Annotated in this window: 23 protein-coding genes; 19 read left to right on the plus strand and 4 right to left on the minus strand. The window is 65.1% G+C overall.

All coding sequences use genetic code 11. The annotated features are described in order from the left end of the window. Positions 1-41: 41 nt before the first annotated feature. Genes MHX66_RS02500 through MHX66_RS02520 form a run of 5 tightly spaced genes read left to right on the plus strand, consistent with a single transcriptional unit; the run spans position 42 to position 4,659 of the window. Positions 42-1,202 carry an HNH endonuclease signature motif containing protein gene (locus MHX66_RS02500; protein ID WP_255717103.1) on the plus strand — a complete coding sequence of 387 codons (1,161 nt, stop codon included), beginning with the start codon at positions 42-44 and terminating at the stop codon, positions 1,200-1,202. Positions 1,203-1,261: 59 nt separating this feature from the next. Next, positions 1,262-2,197, plus strand: coding sequence for an ABC transporter ATP-binding protein (locus MHX66_RS02505; protein ID WP_239199325.1), 936 nt, complete (start codon positions 1,262-1,264; stop codon positions 2,195-2,197). Between the two features lie 35 nt (positions 2,198-2,232). After that, positions 2,233-2,973, plus strand: a complete 741-nt coding sequence (locus MHX66_RS02510) for an ABC transporter permease (RefSeq protein ID WP_239199328.1) — start codon at positions 2,233-2,235, stop codon at positions 2,971-2,973. A gap of 19 nt (positions 2,974-2,992) precedes the next feature. After that, positions 2,993-3,925 carry an ATP-binding cassette domain-containing protein gene (locus MHX66_RS02515; RefSeq protein ID WP_239199331.1) on the plus strand — a complete coding sequence of 311 codons (933 nt, stop codon included), beginning with the start codon at positions 2,993-2,995 and terminating at the stop codon, positions 3,923-3,925. Beyond that, entirely contained in the window at positions 3,925-4,659 is a 735-nt protein-coding gene (locus tag MHX66_RS02520; protein ID WP_239199334.1) for an ABC transporter permease subunit, read from the plus strand. The genes MHX66_RS02515 and MHX66_RS02520 overlap by 1 nt, the downstream gene beginning before the upstream one ends. Here the strand turns inward: MHX66_RS02520 and MHX66_RS02525 are convergent. Next, positions 4,652-5,233, minus strand: coding sequence for a TIGR03089 family protein (locus tag MHX66_RS02525; protein WP_239199337.1), 582 nt, complete (start codon positions 5,231-5,233; stop codon positions 4,652-4,654). The genes MHX66_RS02520 and MHX66_RS02525 overlap by 8 nt on opposite strands. Continuing rightward, a complete protein-coding gene (locus tag MHX66_RS02530) occupies positions 5,233-6,927 on the minus strand; it encodes an LCP family protein (protein WP_239199340.1) in 1,695 nt (564 codons plus the stop codon). Before MHX66_RS02530 ends, MHX66_RS02525 begins: the two co-directional genes overlap by 1 nt. A gap of 47 nt (positions 6,928-6,974) precedes the next feature. Here MHX66_RS02530 and MHX66_RS02535 point away from each other — a divergent pair, with 47 nt between their 5' ends. The 4 genes from MHX66_RS02535 to MHX66_RS02550 all read left to right on the plus strand — a co-directional run bounded on the left by MHX66_RS02535 (position 6,975) and on the right by MHX66_RS02550 (position 10,501). Then, positions 6,975-7,799, plus strand: coding sequence for a sugar nucleotide-binding protein (locus MHX66_RS02535; RefSeq protein WP_239199343.1), 825 nt, complete (start codon positions 6,975-6,977; stop codon positions 7,797-7,799). Positions 7,800-7,810: 11 nt separating this feature from the next. Continuing rightward, the gene (locus MHX66_RS02540; protein ID WP_239199346.1) at positions 7,811-8,680 is read left to right on the plus strand and encodes a glycosyltransferase family 2 protein; all 870 of its coding nucleotides are present in this window, start codon (positions 7,811-7,813) and stop codon (positions 8,678-8,680) included. 75 nt (positions 8,681-8,755) lie between these two features. After that, positions 8,756-9,838, plus strand: coding sequence for a sugar phosphate nucleotidyltransferase (locus MHX66_RS02545; RefSeq protein WP_035004335.1), 1,083 nt, complete (start codon positions 8,756-8,758; stop codon positions 9,836-9,838). Between the two features lie 297 nt (positions 9,839-10,135). Further along, on the plus strand, positions 10,136-10,501 hold the full coding sequence (locus MHX66_RS02550) for a WhiB family transcriptional regulator (protein WP_034971252.1): 366 nt from the start codon (positions 10,136-10,138) through the stop codon (positions 10,499-10,501). On the opposite strand, the gene MHX66_RS02555 is transcribed toward MHX66_RS02550, so the two are convergent. Further along, complete coding sequence (locus MHX66_RS02555; RefSeq protein WP_239199349.1) at positions 10,502-10,954, minus strand: metallopeptidase family protein; 453 nt, start codon at positions 10,952-10,954, stop codon at positions 10,502-10,504. Between the two features lie 82 nt (positions 10,955-11,036). On the opposite strand from MHX66_RS02555, the gene MHX66_RS02560 reads away from it, so the two are divergent. Genes MHX66_RS02560 through manA form a run of 3 tightly spaced genes read left to right on the plus strand, consistent with a single transcriptional unit; the run spans position 11,037 to position 13,933 of the window. Next, positions 11,037-11,450: a DUF3499 domain-containing protein gene (locus MHX66_RS02560; RefSeq protein WP_239199352.1), complete on the plus strand. Its 414-nt coding sequence runs from the start codon at positions 11,037-11,039 to the stop codon at positions 11,448-11,450. 14 nt (positions 11,451-11,464) lie between these two features. Then, positions 11,465-12,841, plus strand: coding sequence for a phosphomannomutase/phosphoglucomutase (locus tag MHX66_RS02565; protein WP_239199355.1), 1,377 nt, complete (start codon positions 11,465-11,467; stop codon positions 12,839-12,841). Positions 12,842-12,850: 9 nt separating this feature from the next. Then, on the plus strand, positions 12,851-13,933 hold the full coding sequence (manA, locus tag MHX66_RS02570; RefSeq protein WP_239199358.1) for a mannose-6-phosphate isomerase, class I: 1,083 nt from the start codon (positions 12,851-12,853) through the stop codon (positions 13,931-13,933). On the opposite strand, the gene MHX66_RS02575 is transcribed toward manA, so the two are convergent. Continuing rightward, positions 13,911-14,732: a hypothetical protein gene (locus tag MHX66_RS02575; protein ID WP_239199361.1), complete on the minus strand. Its 822-nt coding sequence runs from the start codon at positions 14,730-14,732 to the stop codon at positions 13,911-13,913. The two genes, manA and MHX66_RS02575, sit on opposite strands and share 23 nt — an antisense overlap. Before the next feature lie 140 nt (positions 14,733-14,872). Here MHX66_RS02575 and MHX66_RS02580 point away from each other — a divergent pair, with 140 nt between their 5' ends. The 7 genes from MHX66_RS02580 (at position 14,873) to MHX66_RS02610 (ending at position 22,294) form a co-directional block, all read left to right on the plus strand. Further along, positions 14,873-15,253 carry a DUF4259 domain-containing protein gene (locus MHX66_RS02580; RefSeq protein WP_035004323.1) on the plus strand — a complete coding sequence of 127 codons (381 nt, stop codon included), beginning with the start codon at positions 14,873-14,875 and terminating at the stop codon, positions 15,251-15,253. Positions 15,254-15,321: 68 nt separating this feature from the next. Then, positions 15,322-16,761 carry an adenosylhomocysteinase gene (gene ahcY / locus MHX66_RS02585; protein ID WP_239199364.1) on the plus strand — a complete coding sequence of 480 codons (1,440 nt, stop codon included), beginning with the start codon at positions 15,322-15,324 and terminating at the stop codon, positions 16,759-16,761. Positions 16,762-16,763: 2 nt separating this feature from the next. Then, positions 16,764-17,414 (plus strand): dTMP kinase, encoded by a 651-nt coding sequence (locus tag MHX66_RS02590; protein WP_035004319.1) that lies wholly within the window; start codon positions 16,764-16,766, stop codon positions 17,412-17,414. A gap of 5 nt (positions 17,415-17,419) precedes the next feature. Then, positions 17,420-18,097 (plus strand): MtrAB system response regulator MtrA, encoded by a 678-nt coding sequence (gene mtrA / locus MHX66_RS02595; protein WP_155271074.1) that lies wholly within the window; start codon positions 17,420-17,422, stop codon positions 18,095-18,097. 6 nt (positions 18,098-18,103) lie between these two features. After that, on the plus strand, positions 18,104-19,852 hold the full coding sequence (mtrB, locus tag MHX66_RS02600) for an MtrAB system histidine kinase MtrB (protein ID WP_239199367.1): 1,749 nt from the start codon (positions 18,104-18,106) through the stop codon (positions 19,850-19,852). Further along, entirely contained in the window at positions 19,845-21,596 is a 1,752-nt protein-coding gene (lpqB, locus tag MHX66_RS02605) for an MtrAB system accessory lipoprotein LpqB (RefSeq protein ID WP_239199370.1), read from the plus strand. The genes mtrB and lpqB overlap by 8 nt, the downstream gene beginning before the upstream one ends. Positions 21,597-21,601: 5 nt before the next feature. Beyond that, positions 21,602-22,294 (plus strand): ComF family protein, encoded by a 693-nt coding sequence (locus MHX66_RS02610; RefSeq protein ID WP_239199373.1) that lies wholly within the window; start codon positions 21,602-21,604, stop codon positions 22,292-22,294. Positions 22,295-22,335 lie beyond the last annotated feature (41 nt).

The raw sequence follows: 22,335 nt of genomic DNA on the forward strand, positions 1-22,335 counted from the left end.
GCGGGGGCACCACAACCTCGCCGCTGGATTAGGGGAACTCCATGACTACCTCACCACCATCGTTTCGAATAGCCAGTTCGCAGGACCCGCTGACTGTCGCGGCGCGGCAGCTAAATCAACAACAATTCCAATTGATAATGGCATGCGCCCCGGACGGGGAGGATCTGGTGCCCGATTTTTGCACCCGCCTCGCCGTGCGTCTGGGTGTTTCCGCCGGGGTCGCGGAGGCCTGGGCAGAGGCCGCTTTCGTGTTGCGCGACTTTCCGCGGCTCGTCGAGCTGTTTGACCAGGGGTGTTACACCGCCCGCCACGTGCTGCGGGTGGCGCAGGATTTGCTGCCGGTGTCGCCCGACGATCGGGAGAGGGTTGAGGGCAAGGTTCTTGAGGTATTGACGCCTTCACGTCCCGACCAGCACGTGTTTTCACCGCGGACTATCCACAATCGTATCTCGAAGATTTTGCGGGAGACCGATCGGAACGTCGTACCTAAGGATGAGGTCGCCGCGGCCGAGCCAAGCTTCAACGTGGATTGTCGCGACCCGGAGTACACCACCTTCACGTTGCGGGTCCCGCGGATGGAGGGTATCGAGATCGACAAGATCGTGCGGGCCACCGCCAAGAAGTACGAGTGCTCGCAGCCGGAGGCGGTGCTGCGGCTGATCACCGACAAGGCCGAGGTTTCGGTGACTCTGAACCTGTACCACGACCCGGCGAGTGATGGTGCCGTGCTGGGGGAGGACCACTGGCTGAACCGCTCCGCCGCCAAGACCTGGCTGCAGCGGGTGACCCACTTGTCCGCGCCGGGCTACGCGGAATGTGAGGGCTACGCGCCGACGGAGAGCATCAAGGCAGCCGTCGCGGGGCGCGACCTGCACTGTCGCTTCCCGGGCTGTGAGGTTCCTGCCTACAAGTGCCAGTACGACCACGTGCGGCGCTACGGCAGCGGACCGACGTCCACGGCAAACCTGCACTTACTCTGCTCGAAGCACCACAACCTCAAGACCGCCGGCAGCTGGGACGTTGCCCTGCACCCCGACGGGCACGAGGTGTGGACCTCCCACGGCGACGGGCATAGCGTGATCACCGAGGCCGAGGGACCGCTGGGGCGGGAGACCTTCGCCCAGCGCAACGTTCGCAAAACCAAGGCGCTGGCCGAGTACCACCAGGCGATCGAAGAACAGGGAGGCGGGCCGTCATACTGAGGTAGGACACGCAAGATCAACCCCTCGTCCGATGTGGGAGCACCACCCCGGGCGGCAGCATGGGAACCATGATCATCGTAGAAAACCTCACCAAGAGGTACGGCAAGAAAACAGTAGTCAACGACCTTTCATTCACCGTCCCGGACGGGCAGGTGACCGGCTTCCTCGGGCCCAACGGCGCGGGCAAGTCCACCACCATGCGCTGCATGCTCGGCCTCGATAAGCCGAGCGCCGGCAAGGTGACCTTCAGCGGCAAGGGGTACGCCGGCGATTTCGCAGGCCTGGATAACAAATCCAGCATCGCCGGCGCGGTTCTGGACGCCGCCTGGTTCACCCCTGCCCGCAGTGGCCGCAACCACCTGCGTGTCATCGCGAAGGGTGCGGGCATCTCCGACAAGCGCGTGGACGAATGCCTCGACATGGTGGGCCTCACCAGCGCGGGCAAGAAGAAGGTCGGCGGCTACTCCCTCGGCATGAAGCAGCGCCTCGGCCTGGCCGCCGCCCTCCTTGGCAACCCGCAGCACCTGATCCTCGACGAGCCGGTCAACGGCCTTGACCCGGAGGGTGTGTCTTGGATGCGTCGCACCATCCGCCAACTCGCCGACGACGGTCGTGGCCTGCTGGTCAGCTCCCACCTGCTCAGCGAGATGCAGCAAACCGCCGACCGCCTCGTACTGATCGGCCAGGGCAAGCTCATCGGCGAGCAAACCCTAGACGAGTTCCTCGCCGGCGGCGCCCATGTGGAAGTCGAGTGCAAGGAAGCGGTCCTGCTGGCAGACAGCCTGCGCAGCCGCGGCTTCCAGGTCGATCTGGATCGCGAGCGGACGCTGCGTGTGGGCGTCAACAACATTCCAGAACACGAGGTGCGCGCAGCGATCGCGGCAACGGCGCTGGAGGAAAAGTTCGCGGTGACCAAGCTCGCGACTACCGCAGACAACCTGGAACAGCGCTTCCTCGCCGCGACGGCGGGGCAGCAGGAATACCGCAGCAACTAGGCCTGCACCGACCTCACACAGAAAAGAGAACAACCATGCTCAAAGCAATCTCCTCCGAAGTTACGAAGCTGCTGAGCCTCCGCAGCACCTGGATCTACGTGATCCTGTTTACGGGTTCGATCTACGGCCCGACGACGCTGTACATGCTTTTCGATGACTCCCCGCGATTGGACGGCGGCTGGCCCGACCTCCTATTCGGCGGAATGATCTTCCTAATGATCGCCATTATTTTCGGCGCCTCGACGACCGGCGGCGACATCAGTAACCACATGACGGCCCACGCCTTCCTCACCCAGAAGAACAGAAGCTCCTGGTTGCTGGCCCGCGCGCTGGTGGCGGCGGTGTTCGTGGAGCTGAACTACATCCTCGGCGTGGCGCTCAGCTGGGCGGTGTTCAATGTATTTCCGGCCGGGCACTTCACTGGCGAAGATCAGCTGCTGCTGTGGGGATACGCGGTGGGCGCCCCCGCCTTCGCCGTGATGGCCGTCGGCATCGCCGCACTGCTGCGCAACCGCGTGGGTGCCATCGCGCTGCCGCTGGTGTGGATGTTAGTGGTCGAGGGCCTGCTGTACAGCGCTGGCGACAGCATCCCCTTCCTGAAGACGCTGTATCACCTGTCCCCGGGCAGCCGCGTGCAGGACATGCAAACCTGGATCTACGCCCAGGACCACACCGACATGGTCAGCCCCGGCTTCGGCTTCGCGGTGATGATCGCCTGGATGGTCGTCCTGCTGGCCCTGGGACTGTACAGCAACAAGACCCGAGACGTGAAATAGATTTTGATAGCCTGACGACATGATCGCAGTCAAAGAATTAACGAAAAAGTATGGGTCCACGGAGGTTCTCCATGGACTCACTTTTTCTGTCCCAGACGGGCAGGTCACGGGCTTCTTGGGCCCCAACGGTTCCGGCAAATCCTCAACGATGCGCTGCATCCTGGGGCTCGACACGATAGGCAAGGGCGAGGTTACCTTCGACGGCCAGCCCCTTAGCGCCTACCGCGCCCAGCGCCCGCACATTGCCGGCGCGCTGCTAGAACCCACCTGGTACATGCCCGGTCACTCCGCCAGGGCGCACATTCGCTCCATCGCGCAGGCCGCCGGGATCTCGCAGTCCCGCGCCGACGAGTGCCTGGAGCTGGTGGGCCTTGCCGGGGTGCAAAAGCGCAAGATCAAGAAGTTCTCCCTCGGCATGAAGCAGCGCCTGGGGCTGGCAGTGGCTCTGCTGGGCGACCCGAAGCACCTGATTCTCGACGAGCCGGTCAACGGCCTCGACCCGGAGGGAGTGCACTGGATGCGCGAGCTCATCCGCCGCAGCGCCTCCGAGGGCCGCGCCGTGCTGGTCAGTTCCCACCTGCTGCACGAGATGGAGCTCACCGCCGACCGCCTGGTTGTCATCGGCAAGGGCTCCCTCATCGGCGAATACACGATGGACGAGTTCCTGCGCACGGGCGCCCAGCCCGCCATCCGGATGCGCGTGGCCGATCCCGATTCTTTTGTGGACGCCACCTCGCGCGTCGATGGCATCAACCTCACACGGCGCCCCGACGGATCCCTGGAGTTCGCCTCCGAGGCCCCCGACTTGGACCGGCGCCTCGGCGAACTAGCGCGCGATACCGGCGCGGTGGTGCTGGAAATGACCCCGCAGCGCGCGGGCCTGGAGCAGAAGTTCCTGGACGCGACCGGGCAGGCAGTGGAGTACAGGACTCAAGACAGGAGGGGCCAGTAATGCTAGGAATCATCCGCAGCGAATGGACGCGCTCGCGCGTCATGTGGGGCACCTGGATCATGCTGGGCTTCGTCCTGCTGTTCTATATCGGTGCCAACGCGCTGACTCTGAGCTACTACCGGTCCGAATACGGGATGAACGAGCCGGAGGTGGGCCTGACGGAGCTGGGCGTGGGCCTCATGCCGGCCTACCTGATGATCCTGTCGCTGTCCGCCGTGCGGGTCAGCGGTACGCGCGGGCACAACCTGCACGCGCAGTCCTTCCTGGTGATCCCCGCCCGCTGGCAGCAGCTGTTCGCGCAGATGTTCGTCAACGCAGCCCTGGCGATGGTGACCATGGCCGTGGCGGTGGGAGTCTCGGTGGCGATGATGGCGACCCTGCCGCAGGAGATCAACACCGACCAGCTGCCGCTGCTGGGCTACACGATCCTGTTCGCCGGGCTGATCAGCCTGATGGCCTCGGCGATCGGCGTGTTGATTCCCTCCACGGCCGGCGCGGTGGCGCTGCCGCTGGTGTGGGCGACCGCGGTGGAGCTGATCTCCCAGCAGCTCAGCCAATGGATCGCCGACAACATCGCGCCCTACCTGCCGTTCAACAACATTTGGATGATCCTGGGCGGCAACGTCTCCATCGGCGGGCACGACACCCCCGTTAGTGTGGCCATCGTCTGCGCCTGGACGGTGGTGCTGGTGGCCTGGGCCTTCTTCGTCCACCAGCGCAAGGACGTTAAATAGTCGCGTTCTCCGCCGCTGCGATCTCGGCCGTGGGCTCGGTGGCCATCACCACCGACCCGCCGTCGCGCAGCGGCTTTAGTGTATCCAGCATCGACTGGGTATCGGTCCACGCGGGCACCAGCACCCGCGGACCTTCTGGGGCGGGGGCGGCCGCCGGGCCGGGGTAATCATCGGGCTGCACGCGCAGCTCGGGGGAGAAGTCGTTCACGCCGAAGGGCAGCTCGCCGCCGGACTCCTCCACGCCACGACCGAAAGGATCGTCGGAGAGCACGTAAACCTCACCCGAGTGGGTCTCCGCCAGAGCTAGGTCGTCGGTAAAAAGCACGTCGCAAGAGTCGGCGTCAACAATAGAAACACCAGTGCGCCAGCAACCCAGAACGATCATGAGCGGCTGCCAACCCGGGGCGCAGGCGATCCCGACCGAGGCCGGGGTGAGCGAATCCAGCAGGTGGGCGGCCTTCGACTGCCAATTGTGCAGGGTCTGGGCGGACAGCTCCATGCGGCCGGCGGGGGTGTAGGTGGTCAGGCGCGGGCTGGCCGGGTCCTGGGCTACGAGCGGGGCGATAATATCCATTAGTTCACACACATCGGACCGTCGCCGCCGGCGTCGATCGGATCCTTTCGGTCGATGCCCTCGCCGGAGCCCGGCGTGCCGACGGAGGCGGGCTTGTCAGAGTCGGAACCAGAGCCAGAGCCAGTAGTGTCGGTGCCGGTCTGGGCTGCGGAGGTGTCCTCGTCCGGGATGCCGTCGCCGTCGAGGTCCTTGATGCCCTCGGTGAGCGTGCCGACGTTCGGGTCGTCCGGCTTGGTCAGCGGGGCGGACTGCTCCAGGATGCCCGGGCCGGCGTAGGTGCCGGACAGCGTGACGGAGAGCTCGTGTTCGTCCAGGGAGGAATCCTCCACCACGTTCAGCCCGCCCAGCTGCTTCGCCAGCGCGCGAGCCGCCGGATCGTCGGGGTTCTTGGCGTTCACCTGGGACTCGGAAATGCCCGTCTCGGCGTGGTTGCCGACCTTGCCCGCCTTGTAGCCGTAGTCTTTCGCCAGGTCCGACACTCGGGCGGCGAGACCGGGCGCCTCGGAGGCGTTAAAGACGTTGACCTTGTAGTCCTTGGCCTTGTAGTCGGTGATGTCGGCGGGCTTGTCGGAGGAAGTGCTTTCCTCGCCCGGCTTGTCGCCCAGCAGGTCCTCGAAGAACGCGTGGACCTGGTCGTTATCCACCGTCACGACGGATTCGCCGTAGTCGCCCGTGCCGTCGATGCTGGTCACGGGGATGGTCTGGAAGCTCACGTCGCCGCCGGCCATGTTCTGCATCTGCGTGGCCAGGCCCATCACGTCCCAGCCACTGTCCAGCACCACGGAGCGCTGCACCGCGTCGTTGAGCTTGGACATGCTGCCCGGATCCGTCAGTGTCTTGGAGGAAAGCACCTTGTTGGCCAGGCTTGCCATGTAGGCCTGCTGGCGGGTGATGCGATCCAGGTCGCCGCGCGGCAGTTCGTGGCGCTGGCGGACGAAGCTCAGCGCATCCTGGCCGTTGAGGGTCTGGCGGCCCTTCTTGAACTTCGCGCCGGACAGTGGCTCGTCGACCTTGTTCTTCAGGCACACGTCCACGCCGCCGACCGCGTCGGTGAGCAGCACGAAGCCCAGCAGGCCAACCTCGGCGTAGTGGTCGACGTTGATGCCGGTGAGATCCGCCACCGAGCTGATGAGCGCCTGGCGGCCGGCTTCGGTGGACTTCTGGTCGATGTCGGACTCGCTGTAGTTGCTGTTCTTCGCCAGCTCCTGGGACTTCTCGAACTTGGCGGTGCCGTACACGCCGTTGAGCTTCATGTTGCCGTTGTCAGGGGTGCTGACGTACGTGTCGCGGGGCAGCGACACCGCGGTCGCCGAAGAGCCATCGTTCGGGATGCGGATGAGGATCATCGTGTCCGTGTTCGTGGCTTCTTCGTCGCCCGCACGGAGCATGTCGATTTCCTTCTGGGACAGCGGTTTGCCCTTCGCATCCGTGCGGGAATCCACGCCCACCAGCAGAATGTCGGTCGCTCCATCCGGCTGGTTGCCGAGGTTCAGGTTGTCCGCCTGGGCCAGCCCACCGTTCAAGTTGCCGACCGCCACGTAGCCGATACCCATCACGACCAGCGCGAGTGCCGAGACCGCAGCCAGCACCCCGCGCGACCAGCCGGGGCCGATCTGCTTGGCTTCTACGCCACCGGGGGCTGCCTGGATACGCCGTGAATGGCGGCTTCTCTGATGCCCTGTCTGCTCTGTCATTATTCACACTTTAGCGGCAAAGATGCCGCTGGTGTAGTACTGATTTTATGAGTGTTTTGGTTTTCGGAGCTTCCGGTCAGGTAGGCCGAGCCCTGCTGCGCCTCCGCCCCGACTTTGTGCCGGTAGGGCGCGCGCACGCGGACCTCGCCGTTGCGGGATCTGTGGATTCTTTCTTATTGACGCCGCCGTCTGACGTGGAAGCCATCGTCAACCTCGCTGCATTCACAGCCGTGGACGCTGCCGAGAAGCCTGAGAACGCGGGCGTGGTGCACCAAGTAAATGCGGTAGCCCCGGGGAGGATGGCCTCCTGGGCCGAGGTGCACGGGGTGCCGATGTGGCACGTCTCCACTGACTACGTTTTCTCCGGGAATCTGCCGGTGGGCTGCGAAAATCCGGTTGACGGCCAGCCCGGCCCGCTGAACGCCTACGGGCGCAGCAAGCTGGAGGGGGAGCGGCGGGTGCTGAACCTCGGCGGGCACGTGGTCCGCACGGGGTGGGTTTACGACGCGACTGGGCGCAACTTTGCCACGACCATGGCGCGCCTGGCACGGGCGGGCGTGAACCCCGCGGTAGTGGACGACCAATACGGCCGGCCCACCCACGCCGACGTGCTGGCGGCGGAACTGGCGGCGATGGTGGACGGGCGGCAATCTCCGGCGATCAGCCACGTGACCGGTTCCGGGCCGCTGACCACATGGTGCGGCTTCGCCCGCGAGATCTTCGCCACACTGGGGTGTGATCCGGCACGGGTAAAGGCCATTCCGAGCAGCGAGTATCCCACTCCCGCGCGCCGGCCCCGCAACAGTGCCCTGCAAATTCCGGCGACCGGCCTGCCCGCGTGGCGGGATAGTTTGCGGGCTGCCCTGGGGTAACCTCAACGGCCATGACAGAGGCACCCATCGCGATTATCACCGTGACCTATTCACCGGGGGAGTACCTAAACAAGTTCCTGGACTCGGTGCCAACCAACGCGCGGGTCGTCATGGTGGACAACGGGTCCACGGACGGAGCTCCCGAGGCGGCCGCGGAGGCCGGGCGTGCGGAGCTGATCTACAGCGGGGGCAACGTCGGCTACGGGGCTGGCATGAACCTCGGCGCCCGCCACCTGCGCGCGGCCCGCGAAGCTGGAGAGATCAACCCGGACTACCTGGTGATCTCCAACCCGGACGTCGTGTTTAGCGAAGATGCGATAGAGGAACTATTGGAGGCGGCGCGGCGTCACCCTCGAGCAGGAGCGCTGGGCCCCCGCATCGTAGAGGCAGACGGCAGCGCCTACCCATCCGCCCGCGCGGTGCCGCAACTCGGCTCCGGCATCGGGCATGCGCTGCTGGGCAAGATCTGGCCGACCAATCCCTGGACCAAGCGCTACCTGGACGACGAAGACATGGTCAGCGAGCGGACCGCAGGCTGGCTGAGCGGCTCCTGCCTGCTGCTGCGCTGGGATGCCTTCGAGGCCCTGGGCGGGTTCGACGAGCGTTACTTCATGTATATGGAAGACGTGGACCTGGGCGACCGGCTGGGGCGCGCGGGGTGGCTGAACGTTTTTGTTCCGAGCGCGCAGATTCGGCACGCCAAGGGGCACGTGGCGGGCAAGCATCCGGACGTGGTGCTCAAGGCGCACCATGACAGCGCCTACCGCTTCCAGGCTGACCGGTTGCCAGGGTGGCGCTACCTCCCGGTGCGCATGGTTCTGAAGGCGGGGCTGAAGATCCGCGAGAAGATTGCAATTGCGGCAGCGCACGGCGTGGGTTGAACGCCGCGGCAAAAACAGTGACTAGTGTGTGAAAACCAATAGCAAAAAGCAGTAAGGAACAGAAAGGCCAAAGAAGTGGTAGATCTCGCAGCCACGACCGACGCAGTGATCCTCGTCGGAGGCAAGGGCACCCGACTGCGCCCCCTGACTAACTCCATCCCGAAGCCAATGCTGCCGGTGGCCGGTGCACCATTCCTGGAGCACCTGCTGGCCCGCATCAAAGCCGCCGGGATGACGCACGTGGTTCTCGGCACCTCGTTCAAGGCCGAGGTCTTCGAAGAGCACTTCGGCGACGGCAGCCACCTGGGCCTGGAAATCGAGTACGTGGTGGAGGAGGAGCCGCTGGGCACCGGCGGCGGTATCCGCAACGTGCTGGACCACCTGCGCTACGACCGCGCGATGGTTTTCAACGGCGACGTGCTGGGCGGGACGGATCTGAATGCCGTGTTGAAGACCCACGTGGAGCAGGAGGCCGACGTGACGCTGCACCTGCTGCGCGTCTCCGACCCCCGCGCCTTCGGCTGCGTGCCGACGGACGCCGAAGGCCGCGTGAGCGCGTTCCTGGAGAAGACGGAGGATCCGCCGACGGACCAGATCAACGCCGGCAGCTACGTGTTCAACCGCTCCGTGATCGAGAAGATCCCCGCCGGCCGCCCGGTGAGCGTGGAGCGCGAGATCTTCCCGGCCCTGCTGGAATCCGGAGCCCGCGTGTTCGGCCACGTGGACCAGTCTTACTGGCGCGACATGGGTACGCCGGCGGACTTCGTGCGCGGGTCCTCGGACCTGGTGCGCGGCATCGCCCCCTCACCGTTGCTCGATGGACGCCACGGGGAGAGCCTGGTGGACGAGTCCAGCGCCATCGCCGGGGGTGCACTGCTGCTGGGCGGCACCGTGATCGGCCGCGGCGTGGAGATCGGCGGCGGGGCGCGCGTGGAGGAATCCGTGGTCTTCGATGGCGTGCAGATCGAGGCGGGCGCGACTGTGGAGCGCTGCGTGATCGCCGCCGGCGTGCGCATCGGTGCGCGGGCGCACCTGGTGGACTGCGTGATCGGAGAGGGGGCCGTCATCGGTGCCCGCTGCGAGCTGCGCGACGGCCTGCGCGTGTGGCCGGGAGTGAGTTTGCCGGACGGTGGCGTGCGCTTTTCCTCCGACATCTAGCGTTTTTCGCCGTCCGAGGAAAAATTTAGACAAATTTCACTACATCTAGTGTGTCCTGAACTAAAGGTTCAGGAAAATGTCCATATGTTGTGGTTTTAGGTAGCGTTCCGTGCATACGTTGTGGTTGCGTTAGAGCCTATTTTCTCAGGAGGCTGTGGCTGTAGGGGCGCTAGTGACTGATGTGACTGAAGTGGTTTGAGGGAATTTCCCAAAGCTTGACGCGGTGTAATTACCAGTGTGTAATCTTCAGTAGACCAACAAAGTCAGGCATCAGATGCATCAGATGAGGAGACCTCCGTGGACAAGTCAGTAGACACCGCCCTTCGTGGCCACTTTGCTGACGGTTCCTCGGCGGTAGAGCAGGAGGCGAACGTGGACAATGAAGCTCGCCAGAAGAACCTCTTTGATCTGACGCAGGACTTCGATCTGCTTTTCGATGCCGTGGAGCAGGACTGGCAAGAGCAGGCGCTGTGCGCGCAAACCGACCCGGAGGCGTTCTTCCCGGAGAAGGGTGGCTCCACCCGCGAGGCCAAGCGCATCTGCCAGGCCTGCGGCGTGCGCGACGAGTGCCTGGAATATGCATTGGAGCACGACGAGCGCTTCGGTATCTGGGGTGGACTCTCCGAGCGTGAGCGGCGCCGCCTAAAGAAGCGAATCGGCTAGCTAAAGCCGGGGGTCGATCTGAGTGGGGGAAACGTTCAGGTAGCAGGCCACCAGGCGCACAATGATCATCCGCAGGATGTCCTGCAGCTCCCGCGCAGAAGCTGCGCGGGCCTCCACCGGGCGGCGGAAAATGATGATGCGCGGCCGGGTAGGGGTGCCCGTGTTGTCCACGCCAGCGGTGACCAGCCGACCCAGCGGAACCTGACCATCGGCGACCACATCCTCCGGCCACTGCCGGTAACCCGTGCTTAGCCGCATGCGCGGCACGACATCGACGGCGACATCGAGGCTGGACAGTTCGGCGTCAAAACGCTCCAAAATAGGCTCGAACGCATCCAGAACCGCATCGTCAAAGCGCTCCGAACGCGACTTATTCCGCGGCACCTCCGGCAGCAAGATGCCCCGGATGCCCCTGCCGCGGGGATCCTGCCTCATGCGCGCGTCCTGCTTCATAGGAACACATCTTAACCGCGCTGCGGCGACATGCCACGAGGGCACGCTCGAAAGCCAGGGTAAAAGGGCTACACTAATGCGCGTGACTTTTATCCGACAATGCTCTCGCCCCGGCTGCGGCAAGCCTGCCGTCGCCACGCTGGAGTTCAACTATGCAGAGCAGCTGGCCATCGTGGGGCCGCTGAGCGTTAGCGGAAACCCTCACAGGTGGGATCTGTGCGAAAGCCACGCCCGCCGCACCACTGTGCCGCAGGGCTGGACGTTGGAGTTCGCCGACGAACCCGCGGCCACCGAAGCTGACGAAGAAGACTTGATGGCGCTGGCCGAGGCCGTGCAGCAGGCCGCCGAGCACGAGAAGCAGGAGCAGGCGCAACCCGCCCCCCGGCTCTACCGGCGCTCGGAGATCCCCGAAGCCACGCCGCACCATCCATCCATGAAGAACCTGCCCCGGTCCACGCCGCGCCGCCACCTGCGCGCGGTCCGCGACCAGCACTAGCGAAAGGAAACCCCATGGCTACCCATTCCCCCAAAGACGTAGCAGCGGCCATCAAGGCCTATGACGTCCGTGGAGTTGTCGGCGAGGGCGCCGGATTCCTCAACGAGGAGTTCGTGCGCGACGTGGCTGCCTCCTTCGCCCGCCTGATGCGCGAAGAGGGCGCGGAGACGATCGTCATCGGCCACGACATGCGCGACAGCTCCCCGAGCCTGGCCGCCGCCTTCGCGGAAGGCGTGAACGCGCAGGGGTTGGACACCATCACCCTGGGACTCACCAGCACCGACGAGCTATACTACGCCAGCGGCGTGAAGGAATGCCCGGGCGCCATGTTCACCGCCTCCCACAACCCGGCGAAGTATAACGGCATCAAGCTCTGCCGCGCCGGCGCCCGCCCGGTGGGGCAGGATTCCGGCCTGGACCGCATCTCGAACGAATTGGTCGAGGGCATCCCCGCCTACGACGGCGAGCCCGGCACCAATACCACCGAGGACGTGCTGGAAGGCTACGCCGAATACCTGAACAACCTGGTGCCGCTGAACATCCACCCCCTGAAGGTCGCGGTGGACGCGGGCAACGGCATGGGCGGGCTGACCGTTCCCGCCGTGCTGAAGCAGGACTCGCTGGAGATCTTCGACCTCTACTTCGAGCTCGACGGCAACTTCCCGAACCACGAGGCCAATCCGCTGGATCCGAAGAACCTGGTGGATCTGCAGAAGTTCACCGTGGACAAGGGCGCGGACCTCGGCATCGCCTTCGACGGCGACGCAGACCGCTGCTTCATCGTGGACGAGCTGGGCGAGGCCGTTTCTCCCTCCACCATCTGCGCCATGATCGCCGAGCGCTACCTGGACGAGCAGCCGGGCGCGACGATCATCCACAACCTGATCACCTCCAAGTCCGTACGCGAACTGGTGGAGGCCAAGGGCGGCAAGCCGGTGCGCACCCGCGTGGGCCACTCCTTCATCAAGGCGCAGATGGCCAAGGAAGGCGCTGTCTTCGGCGGCGAGCACTCCGCGCACTACTACTTCAGCGACTTCTTCAACGCGGACTCCGGCATGCTGGCCGCCCTGCACGTGCTGGCGACCCTCGGCGGGCAGGACAAGCCGCTCTCCGAACTGAAGCGCGCCTACGAGACCTACCGTGCCTCCGGGGAAATCAACTCCGAGGTAGCCGACCAGGCGGGACGCACCGAGGCTGTGGTGGAGGCCTTCGCCGACCGCACCGCATCCGTCGACCGGCTGGACGGCGTGACCATCGAGCTGCAGGACGGCTCGTGGTTGAACGTGAGGGCGTCAAACACCGAACCGCTGCTGCGCCTCAACGTCGAGGCGCGCGACGACGAGGGAGTGCAGGCCATCGTCGACGAAGCTCTCGCCGTGATCCGGGCTTAGGAGGCACATATGCGCCGCATCGAAGGTGCTGTCCAGAACTACGCCTGGGGGTCGCACGAGTCGCTGGCGAAGCTGCAGGGGCGGCCTACGCCCACCGAAAAGCCCGAGGCCGAGCTGTGGTTCGGCGCGCACCCGGGCGCTCCCGGGCCGCTGCTGGACCTGATTACCGCCGATCCCGAAGGCCAGCTGGGGCAGGGGCGAAAAAGCCTGCCGTTCCTGCTGAAGCTGCTGGCCGCCGAACGCGCGCTGAGCATCCAGGTGCATCCGACGAAGGCGCAGGCCGAGGTGGGGTTCGCCGCCGATGAGGCCGCGGGGATCGCCCGCGACGCCTTCGAGCGCAACTACAAGGACGACAACCACAAGCCCGAGCTGCTGGTGGCTCTGGGCGAGTTCGAGGCGATGGCGGGCTTCCGGCCCGTTACCCGCACCGCCGAGCTGCTGGATAGGCTGGCCCTCCCCGAGCTGGATTTCCTGCGCGGTGATCTGCGCGGTGCGGTCGAGCGCGCGCTGCACATGCCGGCGGGGGATCTTCCGGAGATTATTGACGCCCTCACGCGGCGCTGCCGAGAGCTCGCGGCCAACGCGGACGATTGGATGGGCGAGGTGGCGGACCTGGTGCTGCGCCTGGAGCAGCAGTACCCGAACGACCGGGGCGTGCTGTTCGCGCTGCTGCTCAACCGCGTGGTGCTGCAGGAAGGCGAAGCGCTATACCTGGATGCGGGACAGCTGCACGCCTACGTGCGCGGCACCGGAGTGGAGATAATGGCGAACTCGGACAACGTGCTGCGCTGTGGCTTGACCCCGAAGCACATCGACGTCGAAGAACTACTGAGCGTGGTGCGTTGGGAGGAACTCGCGGATCCGCGGCTGCAGGCCGATGCGGAAGGGGTGTACCACACCCCGGCGGAGGAATTCAGCTTGCGCAGAGTGGACGGAGAGGCCGAGGTCGCCGGACCGGCAATCGTGTTGGCCGTCGGGGGAGCCACGGAGTGTGGGGAGCTGCACCTGGACAGTGGCTCCGCCGCGTGGGTGCCCGCAGGCGAGGAAGCGCGTGTAAGCGGGAAGGCCTTTATCGCTCGTCCCGGGGCTTAGGCTGCGGTCCCGCCGTGGTATCGGTGGGCTTGCCCGCTTCCTTGGGGGCGCCATGCTCGTCATTCTCGTCAGTCCCGCGCTGCGGCCCTGCGGGCTTTGTCGAGTCGGAAGGCTCCAGGGGGTTGTCTCCCGGCGGGAAAGGTATATCCCCGCTGCCGTGCGTGCCGTCACCGGGCTCGGTAATAGGGCCAGGCTTAGTGGTGCCGGACTGAGTAGCATCAGGCTGAGTCGTGCCGGGCTGGGGAGTGCCAGGCTGTTCCGCCTGCGACGCGCCCGGCAGAGCCGACGAGACCTGTGGAGCCTGCTGGGTCGACGGGGGCTGGGTCGGAACCTGTGGCTGCTGTGCCTGCCCGGGGGACTCCAGGCCCTCCGCGACGATGGTCTCGGATGGCTGCGAGCCGTTGTTCTGCTGGCCGTTCCAGGCGTTGGGTGGCAGGTAGGGATCCTGGCCCAGCGGGGCGACATTGCTGAAGTTCGACCCGTTCCCGGACTGCGGGGCGCGCGTGGAGTAGGCAGGCGGATCCGGCTGCGCGGTCGGCTCGTCGGAAACCACATCGTGATCCTGGGAAGCCGCGCCTGTGCTGATGGCGACAGTCGACTCCTCTGTCGTATTGCGCTTCGGGGAGGTGGCCTCCGAACCCGACTGCCAGGTCCAGACGCCGATGACTCCGGCCAGGACTAAGCCGACGATGGCGATGCCGCTGATGGCGCGGGGAACCGGGGAGTGTTGCTCACCGGTCTCGTAGATGACGGCGGTGCCCTTTTCTTCTTCGGCGCCGCGTTGTTCTTCTTCGGCCATCTGGCTCACCTCCTTTTCGGCGAAAGTCACAATTTGGTTAAGGCACAACAGAGCCTAGCAGGGATACACGGCTTTGACCACAGTTATTGGGCGTGTAAACGCGCTACAGTCGGTAATTGAGCGACAGAAAGGGCAGCACCATGAGCAACTGGGACGAATTCATCTTCTCGCAGGAAGACAACGTGGACTTCCTGGACGAATTGGCCGACCTGGATGGCCCCGAGGTAGCTGGGGCTCTCGTGGACGCCGTGAACCTCGCCCTGCGCGAAGAACAATCCGGTTCGGTGGACTACTCCATCGGCCTGTGTGCGGCCACGGTCGCAGCCATCTGGGGCGGCGCGCCCTTCAGCACGGCAACGGTGGCTGACGAACACCCCTTTATCCGCGCCCACATCGGCGAATGCCCAACCAACCTCCAGGAAGTTTCGCTGCAGCTGCTGGACGGGGAGATGGAGCGGCGCGAGGGCGAGGAAGACCTGGAAGCCGAGGGGCTGGAAACCTTCGTCGAGGCGCTGAGCTAGTAGACTGTCTGAAGAAAAATAGCCCTATAGCTATATACCTGTACATTTACCGAGGAGTCACCCCACCCATGGAGTTTAAAGTCAAGGATCTCTCGCTGGCAGAGGCCGGCCGCCACCAGATCCGCCTGGCGGAATACGAGATGCCCGGGCTGATGCAGCTGCGTAGCGAATACGCAGAAAATCAGCCCCTGAAGGGCGCCCGCATCGCCGGCTCCATCCACATGACCGTGCAGACCGCCGTGCTCATCGAAACCCTGGTGGCCCTTGGCGCAGAGGTGCGCTGGGCATCCTGCAACATCTTCTCCACCCAAGACGAGGCGGCCGCGGCCATCGTCGTCGGCGACGGTACGCCGGAGGCTCCCGCCGGCGTGCCGGTCTTCGCATGGAAGGGTGAGACCCTGGACGAGTACTGGTGGTGCCTGAAGCAGATCTTCACCTGGGGTGAAGGCGTGGAGGCCAACATGATCCTCGACGACGGCGGCGACGCGACCATGGCCGTCATCAAGGGCATGGAATTTGAGAACGCCGGCCTGGTCCCCGACGCGGAAGAACAGGACGCGGACGAGTACAAGGCCTTCCTCGGAATGCTGCGTGAGACCTTGGCGGAGGACGGTAAGTTCTGGAGCCGGGCGTCAGAAAACATCAAGGGAGTGACCGAAGAAACGACGACGGGCGTGCACCGCCTGTACCACTTCGCGGAGCAGGGTCTGCTGCCCTTCCCGGCGATGAACGTCAACGATGCGGTGACGAAGTCCAAGTTCGACAACCGCTACGGCACCCGCCACTCCCTGATCGACGGCATCAACCGCGCCACCGACATGCTGATCGGCGGCAAGTCGGTGCTGCTGTGCGGCTACGGCGACGTCGGCAAGGGCTGCGCCGAGGCACTGGCGGGCCAGGGCGCGATCGTGAAGGTCACCGAGGTAGACCCGATTAACGCCCTGCAGGCGCTCATGGACGGCTTCGAGGTCGTGCAGGTTGAGGACTTTATTAGCGACGCCGACATCGTCATCACCGCTACGGGCAACCTCGGAATCATCACGTTTGAGCACATGCAGATGATGAAGAACCACGCGGTGCTCGGAAACATCGGCCACTTCGACAACGAGATCGATATGGCCAGCCTGCTGCACCGCGAGGACGTCAGCCGCGTGACCATCAAGCCGCAGGTAGACGAGTTCACCTTCCCGGGTGCCAACGGTGACCCGGTCTCCATCGTGGTGCTGAGCGAGGGGCGCCTGCTGAACCTGGGCAACGCCACCGGCCACCCGTCGTTCGTGATGTCCAACTCCTTCGCTGACCAGACGATCGCGCAGATCGAGCTGTACACGAAGTCCGACCAGTACGGCAACGACGTCTACCGCCTGCCGAAGATCCTGGACGAGATGGTTGCGCGCATCCACGTCGAGGCGCTCGGCGGAAAGCTGACGACGCTGACCAAGGAACAGGCTGAGTACATCGGCGTGGATGTTGCCGGCCCGTTCAAGCCGGAGCACTACCGCTACTAGACATGATCGTTAGCTTTGAAGGGGTCGACGGCGCGGGAAAGAACACCCTGGTCACGGCCGTAGAAAAAGAGTTGGTGGAACGCGAGGTGCCGGTCGCGCGCATCGCGTTTCCGCGATACGAGGAATCCCACCCAGCGATGCTGGCGCGAGAGGCGCTGCACGAGAACCTGGGCGACCTGATCGATTCCGTGCACGGCATGGCCACCCTGTTCGCCCTCGACCGCGCCGAGATCGGGGCGGAACTGGCGGACTTCGACGCAGATGGCTACGTGATTCTGATCGACCGCTACACCGCCTCTAACGTGGCTTACTCCGCCGCGCGCGTCAACGGCGACGTGGCTGAGGTCGGCCAGTGGGTTAACCAACTGGAGCAAGAGAAGCTAGGAATCCCGGCACCCGACCTGCAGATCCTGGTGGACGTCGAGGCGGAGGTGGCCGGGCAGCGCGCCGAGTCGCGCGAGGCCCAGGACCAGTCGCGGGCACGGGATGCCTACGAGCGGGATAGCAGCCTGCAGGAACGCACCGTCCGTGCCTACCGGGCACTGGCGGAGCAGCAGTGGCTGAGCCCGTGGGTGACAGTCGACAGCACCGGAGACGATTACGAGGCCCGCGCGGCTAAGGTCGCGGACCTGCTGGAAGAAATGAGAGGATGACAACCGTGGAAACGAAGATTCTGGTGGTCGACGACGACCCGGCAATCGCGGAAATGCTCACCATCGTTCTGCAGGGTGAGGGCTTTCGCACCGTGGTCGTGGGCGACGGCGTAGAGGCTGTGAAGGCCGCGGAGGAACACAACCCGGACCTCATCCTGCTGGACGTCATGCTGCCCGGAATGAACGGCATTGACGTGTGCAAGGCGATCCGCGAAACCTCCACGGTGCCGATCGTCATGCTGACGGCACGCACCGACACCGTGGACGTGGTGCTGGGCCTGGAGTCCGGCGCCGACGACTACGTGCACAAGCCGTTCAAGCCGAAGGAGCTGGTGGCGCGAGTGCGGGCACGCCTGCGCCGCACCCCCGAGGAGGCCCCTGCGGAGACGATCGAGGTGGCGGACCTGAAGATCGACGTGCCCGGCCACCAGGTGATCCGCGATGGCCAGGAGATCGCGCTGACCCCGATCGAGTTCGACCTGCTGGTCACGCTGGCCTCCCGCCCGCGCCAGGTGTTCTCTCGCGAGGAGCTGCTGGAGCAGGTGTGGGGCTACCGTAAATCCAGCGATACGCGCCTAGTGAACGTCCACATTCAGCGCCTGCGTTCGAAGGTGGAGAAGGACCCGGATGATCCGAAGATCATCCAGACCGTCCGCGGGATCGGCTACAAGACCGGCGAATAGGTTCTCGTGGAGCAGGAACAAGCGAGGGAACAAGCGAGGGCCAAGAAACGCAAGCCAGCCCGCCAAGCACAACCGAAGGCCCCGGGTTTCCCGCAGAAGGTGCAGGGGAAGACGCTGGCCGCGGGTGCGACGTTCTGGTCCGTGCTGCGCGACTTCTTCCGCCGGCCGCGGGATACCTGGCTGCGGCTCATTAATTCGATCCGATTGCGCTGGCAACAGTCCATCCAGCTGCGAGTCATCGGTAGCGTGGTGGCCTCCAGTACTTTCGCATTCCTGCTCATTGGTTTCCTGCTGGTCGGTTTCCTGAGCCAGCAGCTGCTGGCCACCAAGTTCTCCGAGGCCGTGGACAGCATGGATCGGGCACGCACGGCAGTGGAAGAGCAGATCAGCGCCACCGACTCTTCCAACCCGGTGTCCGTGCGTCTGACTTCCGCAAGGGCGGTGCTGACGAACCGCTCGCCAGGGGTGGAGCAATCAAGCGCCCCGGTGTACGACTCGGTGCTCATCGCCTCCAACGCGAGTGATGCGGAAACGCGGATCCCGGACAACATCGACATTCCCGAAAACCTGCGTGAGTTTGTGCGCCAGGGGCAGGTGGCCTACCAGTATGCCCGCGTAGAAGGGGAAAACGGTAGCTACAAGGCGCTCATCATCGGCAGTCCCGTGTACTCCGACATTCCTGGTCTCGAGCTGTACCTGCTGGTTCCGTTGACCTCTGAAGAGGCCACGTTGAACCTCATGCGCGGCCTGCTTATGGCCGGCGGGATCGTCCTGATCATTCTGCTGTTGGTGATTGGTTGGGTGTTCTCCCAGCAGATCATCGGCCCGGTCCGCGCGGCCTCGAAGATCGCCGAGAAGCTGGCGGCGGGCCACCTGCACGAGCGCATGGTTGTGGACGGCCAAGACGAAGTCGCCAGGCTCGCCTACAGCTTCAACGACATGGCGGAGAAACTCTCCACCCAAATTCGCAACCTGGAAGAATTCGGCTCGCTGCAGCGCCGGTTCACGTCCGACGTTTCCCACGAGCTGCGCACCCCGCTTACGACGGTGCGTATGGCGGCGGACATGATCGAAGACAACGCCGACGAGCTCGATCCTCTGACCGCCCGTGCAGCCCACCTGATGACGAAAGAGCTCGACCGCTTCGAGACCCTCCTAGGCGACCTGCTGGAGATCTCCCGGCACGACGCGGGTGTGGCAAACCTATCCGCTGAAAAGGTAGACGTGCGCGGCGTGGTGCGCTCCGCTCTACAGCAGGTGCGTGCCATCGCCGAGGAAATCGGCACCGAGTTCAACGTGGACTTGCCGGAAGACCCCGTGATTGTCGCCGTGGACTCGCGCCGCGTGGAGCGCATCCTGCGCAACCTCCTGGCCAATGCCGTCGACCACTCGGAAGGAAATCCGATCGACGTGAAGATGGCCATCGGCAAAAACGCGCTGGCAGTCGCCGTCATCGACCACGGAGTGGGGCTAAAACCCGGCGAGGAGGAGATGGTCTTTAACCGCTTCTGGCGCTCCGACCCGTCGCGCGAGCGCCGCACGGGCGGCACTGGCTTGGGCCTGGCCATCGCCAAGGAGGATGCCAATCTGCACGGCGGTCGCCTCGAGGCCATCGGCGAACCCGGCGTGGGCGCGTGCTTCCTGTTGACCCTTCCGCTGGAGCAAGGCCACAAGGTAAATGCTTCGCCGCTGCCTTTGGCGATGGAGGCTGAGGGCGTCACTACCCAAGAACAAGAAGGGGGCGATGATGAGTAACAAGACCACAAAGGTCACGAAGGTCACAAAGGTCAAAAAGGTACTGTCCGCGATGACCGGGCTGGGGCTGCTGGCGTCGTGCTCGACCCTGCCGGACGATACCAACCCCGAGGCGATCTCCAGCTACGCTCCGGCCCCCAGTGGGCAGGAGGCACCGACCCCGACCGATGGGCAGCCCTCCGACCTGCTGCTGCGCGATTTCTTCACCGCCAGCGCCCACCCGCTGCGCAACCACCAGGCGGCAAAGAGGTTCCTCACCGGCGGCATGCAGGGGCGGTGGCAGTCCGATGCGCCGACGATGGTGCTGGACCGGATCGACATTGCCTCCGACGGTCCGGGCGATGATTTGAAGATCACCTACCGCGTGCGAGGCAACATCGTTGGCACGCTGGGCGTGGGCGGAGTGTTCGACCCGCAGTACAGCGCGTTCGAGACCAGCTACGAGATGCAAAACGTCGACGGCCAGTGGCGCATCAGCAACCTGCCGAACGTCGTGGTGCTGGACCGACAGGACTTCGTGGGCACCTATCGCGCGCGCAACATCTACTTCCCGGACCTCAACGGCCGGGCGCTGGTGCCGGACCGCCGGTGGATCTATACCGGTCAGCAGTCCACCGCCGCCTCCCTGGTCTCGTTGCTGGTTGCGGGCCCGCAGGATCGTTTAAAGAAGGCGGTGCGAAACCTTATTCCTAAGGACGCCACCGCCCAAGTCTCCAAGGACGACGAGGGAGACCCCGCCGTACACTTCACCGGCCTGCAGGAGCTATCCGCTGATGCGCGCCGGCTGCTGGCGGCGCAGGTGGTGTGGACGCTGGCGGGATCCGAAGTCCGTGGACCCTATGAGCTCACGGCGGATGGCACACCCATGAGCGATGACATGCATGGCAAGTGGCTGGTGCAGGACCTTTCTCAATACGACCCGAACGTGCAGGTGCAGGCGCCGCTGCGAGCCGTCTCCGGTGGCGACATCTATCAGCAGGACGGGACGCGGGCGAAGAAACTGGAGGGATGGCTATCACAACAGTATGTCGAGTCCGTGGCGCTAAGCCCGCGGGACGAAATCTTCGCGGCCGTGACCGGGCGGGGCGATGCACCACGCCAACTGATGATCGGGGCGAAGGGGGATCAGCCGGTGAGCTCCGTGCAGGCGGATTCGCTGACTCGCCCGACCTGGGGCCTGGATGCCACATCGGCCTACGTAGTGGCCGATGGTGAGCGGATCACGGAGATCACTCGCGACCCGGAGACCGGCGCGGTGGGGGAGCGGCAGGTGGATAGCTCCACAATGAGAATGGTCGACGGGAACGAGAAGCGCATCAGCGTTTTCCGCGTATCGCACGACGGCGCCCGCGCTGTGATGATCGTGAACGGACGGGTGTACGTGGTGACATTGGAGACAACCGACGATGGCACGAAGCGGCTGGGTGCGCCGGTGGAGATCGGCCACGCCGTGGGGGATACCGCGGTCAGCGCCGACTGGTCAGATGACGGGTCCGTGCTAGTGGGCACGCGCGCCAATGACGCCCCAGTGTGGGATATCGAGGTTGATGGGTCCTATTCGCAGCAGATCACGGGCCGCAACCTTTCCGCCCCGGTGGTGTCGGTGGCCACGGACGGGAGCAAGATTTACGTCACGGACGCGAATGCGTTGATGCAGTTCGACATCACCTCCGAGGAGTCGCGCTTCTGGCGCGAAGTGCCGACCATGCAAGGAAAGCGGGCAACCCCGGTACTGGCCGACTAAGCTGAGTGCCCGTGGGGATTAAGGGGGATCTCGGTGCGCTCGGTGCGCTCGCGGGGCTGGTGTGGCGGGCGGACTGCGTGTGCTGCGGGGCGGTGACCGGCGGGCAGCTGTGCGAGGCCTGCGGGCTCCAGCTGATGCAGCGTTGGCAGCGCTGGCAGCCGCGGGTGGCGGCAGTGCCGGTTTTCGCCGCCGGGGTGTACGGCGGCGCGCGGCGGATGCTGATCCTCAGCGCCAAGGAGCGGTTGCGCCCGGCGGCCATTGACGTGGCCGGCCGAGTACTGGCCGCCGGGATTCTGCACGTCAGCGGTCTGGGTTTGGTGCCGGACCCGCGGTTGGGGCGGGTGGTGCTGGTGCCCGCCCCGACCCGCAAATCGGCCGCGCGAAAGCGTGGTGGGGACATCGTTACCCGCTTCTGCCAGGCCGCCGCGGCGCTGTATCCCGGGGTGGAGGTGCACCCGGTGGCGTGGCTGAGCGAGGCGAGTGTGGATTCGGTGGGGCTGGACCGCCACCAACGGCGCGAAAACGTGGCCAGCAGCATCCGTTTCGACCCGGCGGCTATCGGGCGATTACGCGGGGTGGGGGAGGTCGTGATCGTGGATGACGTGTGCACTACGGGCGCGACAACAGCGCAGTTTGCGCTGGCTCTGACGGCGCGGGGAGTGCGGCCGCGATTGGCGCTGGTATTGGCTGGCGCATAGATCACATAAATAAGGGGTATATGCACAAGTGCAGCAACGGC

The sequence above is a fragment of the Corynebacterium sp. ACRPH genome (genome assembly GCF_022347285.1).
In the GTDB taxonomy this organism is placed as follows: domain Bacteria; phylum Actinomycetota; class Actinomycetes; order Mycobacteriales; family Mycobacteriaceae; genus Corynebacterium.

Bases quoted from the DNA above. Each gene is read 5' to 3' on its own strand.
- MHX66_RS02500 (WP_255717103.1), top strand. From the start codon at position 42: ATGACTACCTCACCACCATCGTTTCGAATAGCCAGTTCGCAGGACCCG.
- MHX66_RS02505 (WP_239199325.1), top strand. From the start codon at position 1,262: ATGGGAACCATGATCATCGTAGAAAACCTCACCAAGAGGTACGGCAAG.
- MHX66_RS02510 (WP_239199328.1), top strand. From the start codon at position 2,233: ATGCTCAAAGCAATCTCCTCCGAAGTTACGAAGCTGCTGAGCCTCCGC.
- MHX66_RS02515 (WP_239199331.1), top strand. From the start codon at position 2,993: ATGATCGCAGTCAAAGAATTAACGAAAAAGTATGGGTCCACGGAGGTT.
- MHX66_RS02520 (WP_239199334.1), top strand. From the start codon at position 3,925: ATGCTAGGAATCATCCGCAGCGAATGGACGCGCTCGCGCGTCATGTGG.
- MHX66_RS02525 (WP_239199337.1), bottom strand. From the start codon at position 5,233: ATGGATATTATCGCCCCGCTCGTAGCCCAGGACCCGGCCAGCCCGCGC.
- MHX66_RS02530 (WP_239199340.1), bottom strand. From the start codon at position 6,927: ATGACAGAGCAGACAGGGCATCAGAGAAGCCGCCATTCACGGCGTATC.
- MHX66_RS02535 (WP_239199343.1), top strand. From the start codon at position 6,975: ATGAGTGTTTTGGTTTTCGGAGCTTCCGGTCAGGTAGGCCGAGCCCTG.
- MHX66_RS02540 (WP_239199346.1), top strand. From the start codon at position 7,811: ATGACAGAGGCACCCATCGCGATTATCACCGTGACCTATTCACCGGGG.
- MHX66_RS02555 (WP_239199349.1), bottom strand. From the start codon at position 10,954: ATGAAGCAGGACGCGCGCATGAGGCAGGATCCCCGCGGCAGGGGCATC.
- MHX66_RS02565 (WP_239199355.1), top strand. From the start codon at position 11,465: ATGGCTACCCATTCCCCCAAAGACGTAGCAGCGGCCATCAAGGCCTAT.
- manA (WP_239199358.1), top strand. From the start codon at position 12,851: ATGCGCCGCATCGAAGGTGCTGTCCAGAACTACGCCTGGGGGTCGCAC.
- MHX66_RS02575 (WP_239199361.1), bottom strand. From the start codon at position 14,732: ATGGCCGAAGAAGAACAACGCGGCGCCGAAGAAGAAAAGGGCACCGCC.
- MHX66_RS02580 (WP_035004323.1), top strand. From the start codon at position 14,873: ATGAGCAACTGGGACGAATTCATCTTCTCGCAGGAAGACAACGTGGAC.
- ahcY (WP_239199364.1), top strand. From the start codon at position 15,322: ATGGAGTTTAAAGTCAAGGATCTCTCGCTGGCAGAGGCCGGCCGCCAC.
- MHX66_RS02590 (WP_035004319.1), top strand. From the start codon at position 16,764: ATGATCGTTAGCTTTGAAGGGGTCGACGGCGCGGGAAAGAACACCCTG.
- lpqB (WP_239199370.1), top strand. From the start codon at position 19,845: ATGAGTAACAAGACCACAAAGGTCACGAAGGTCACAAAGGTCAAAAAG.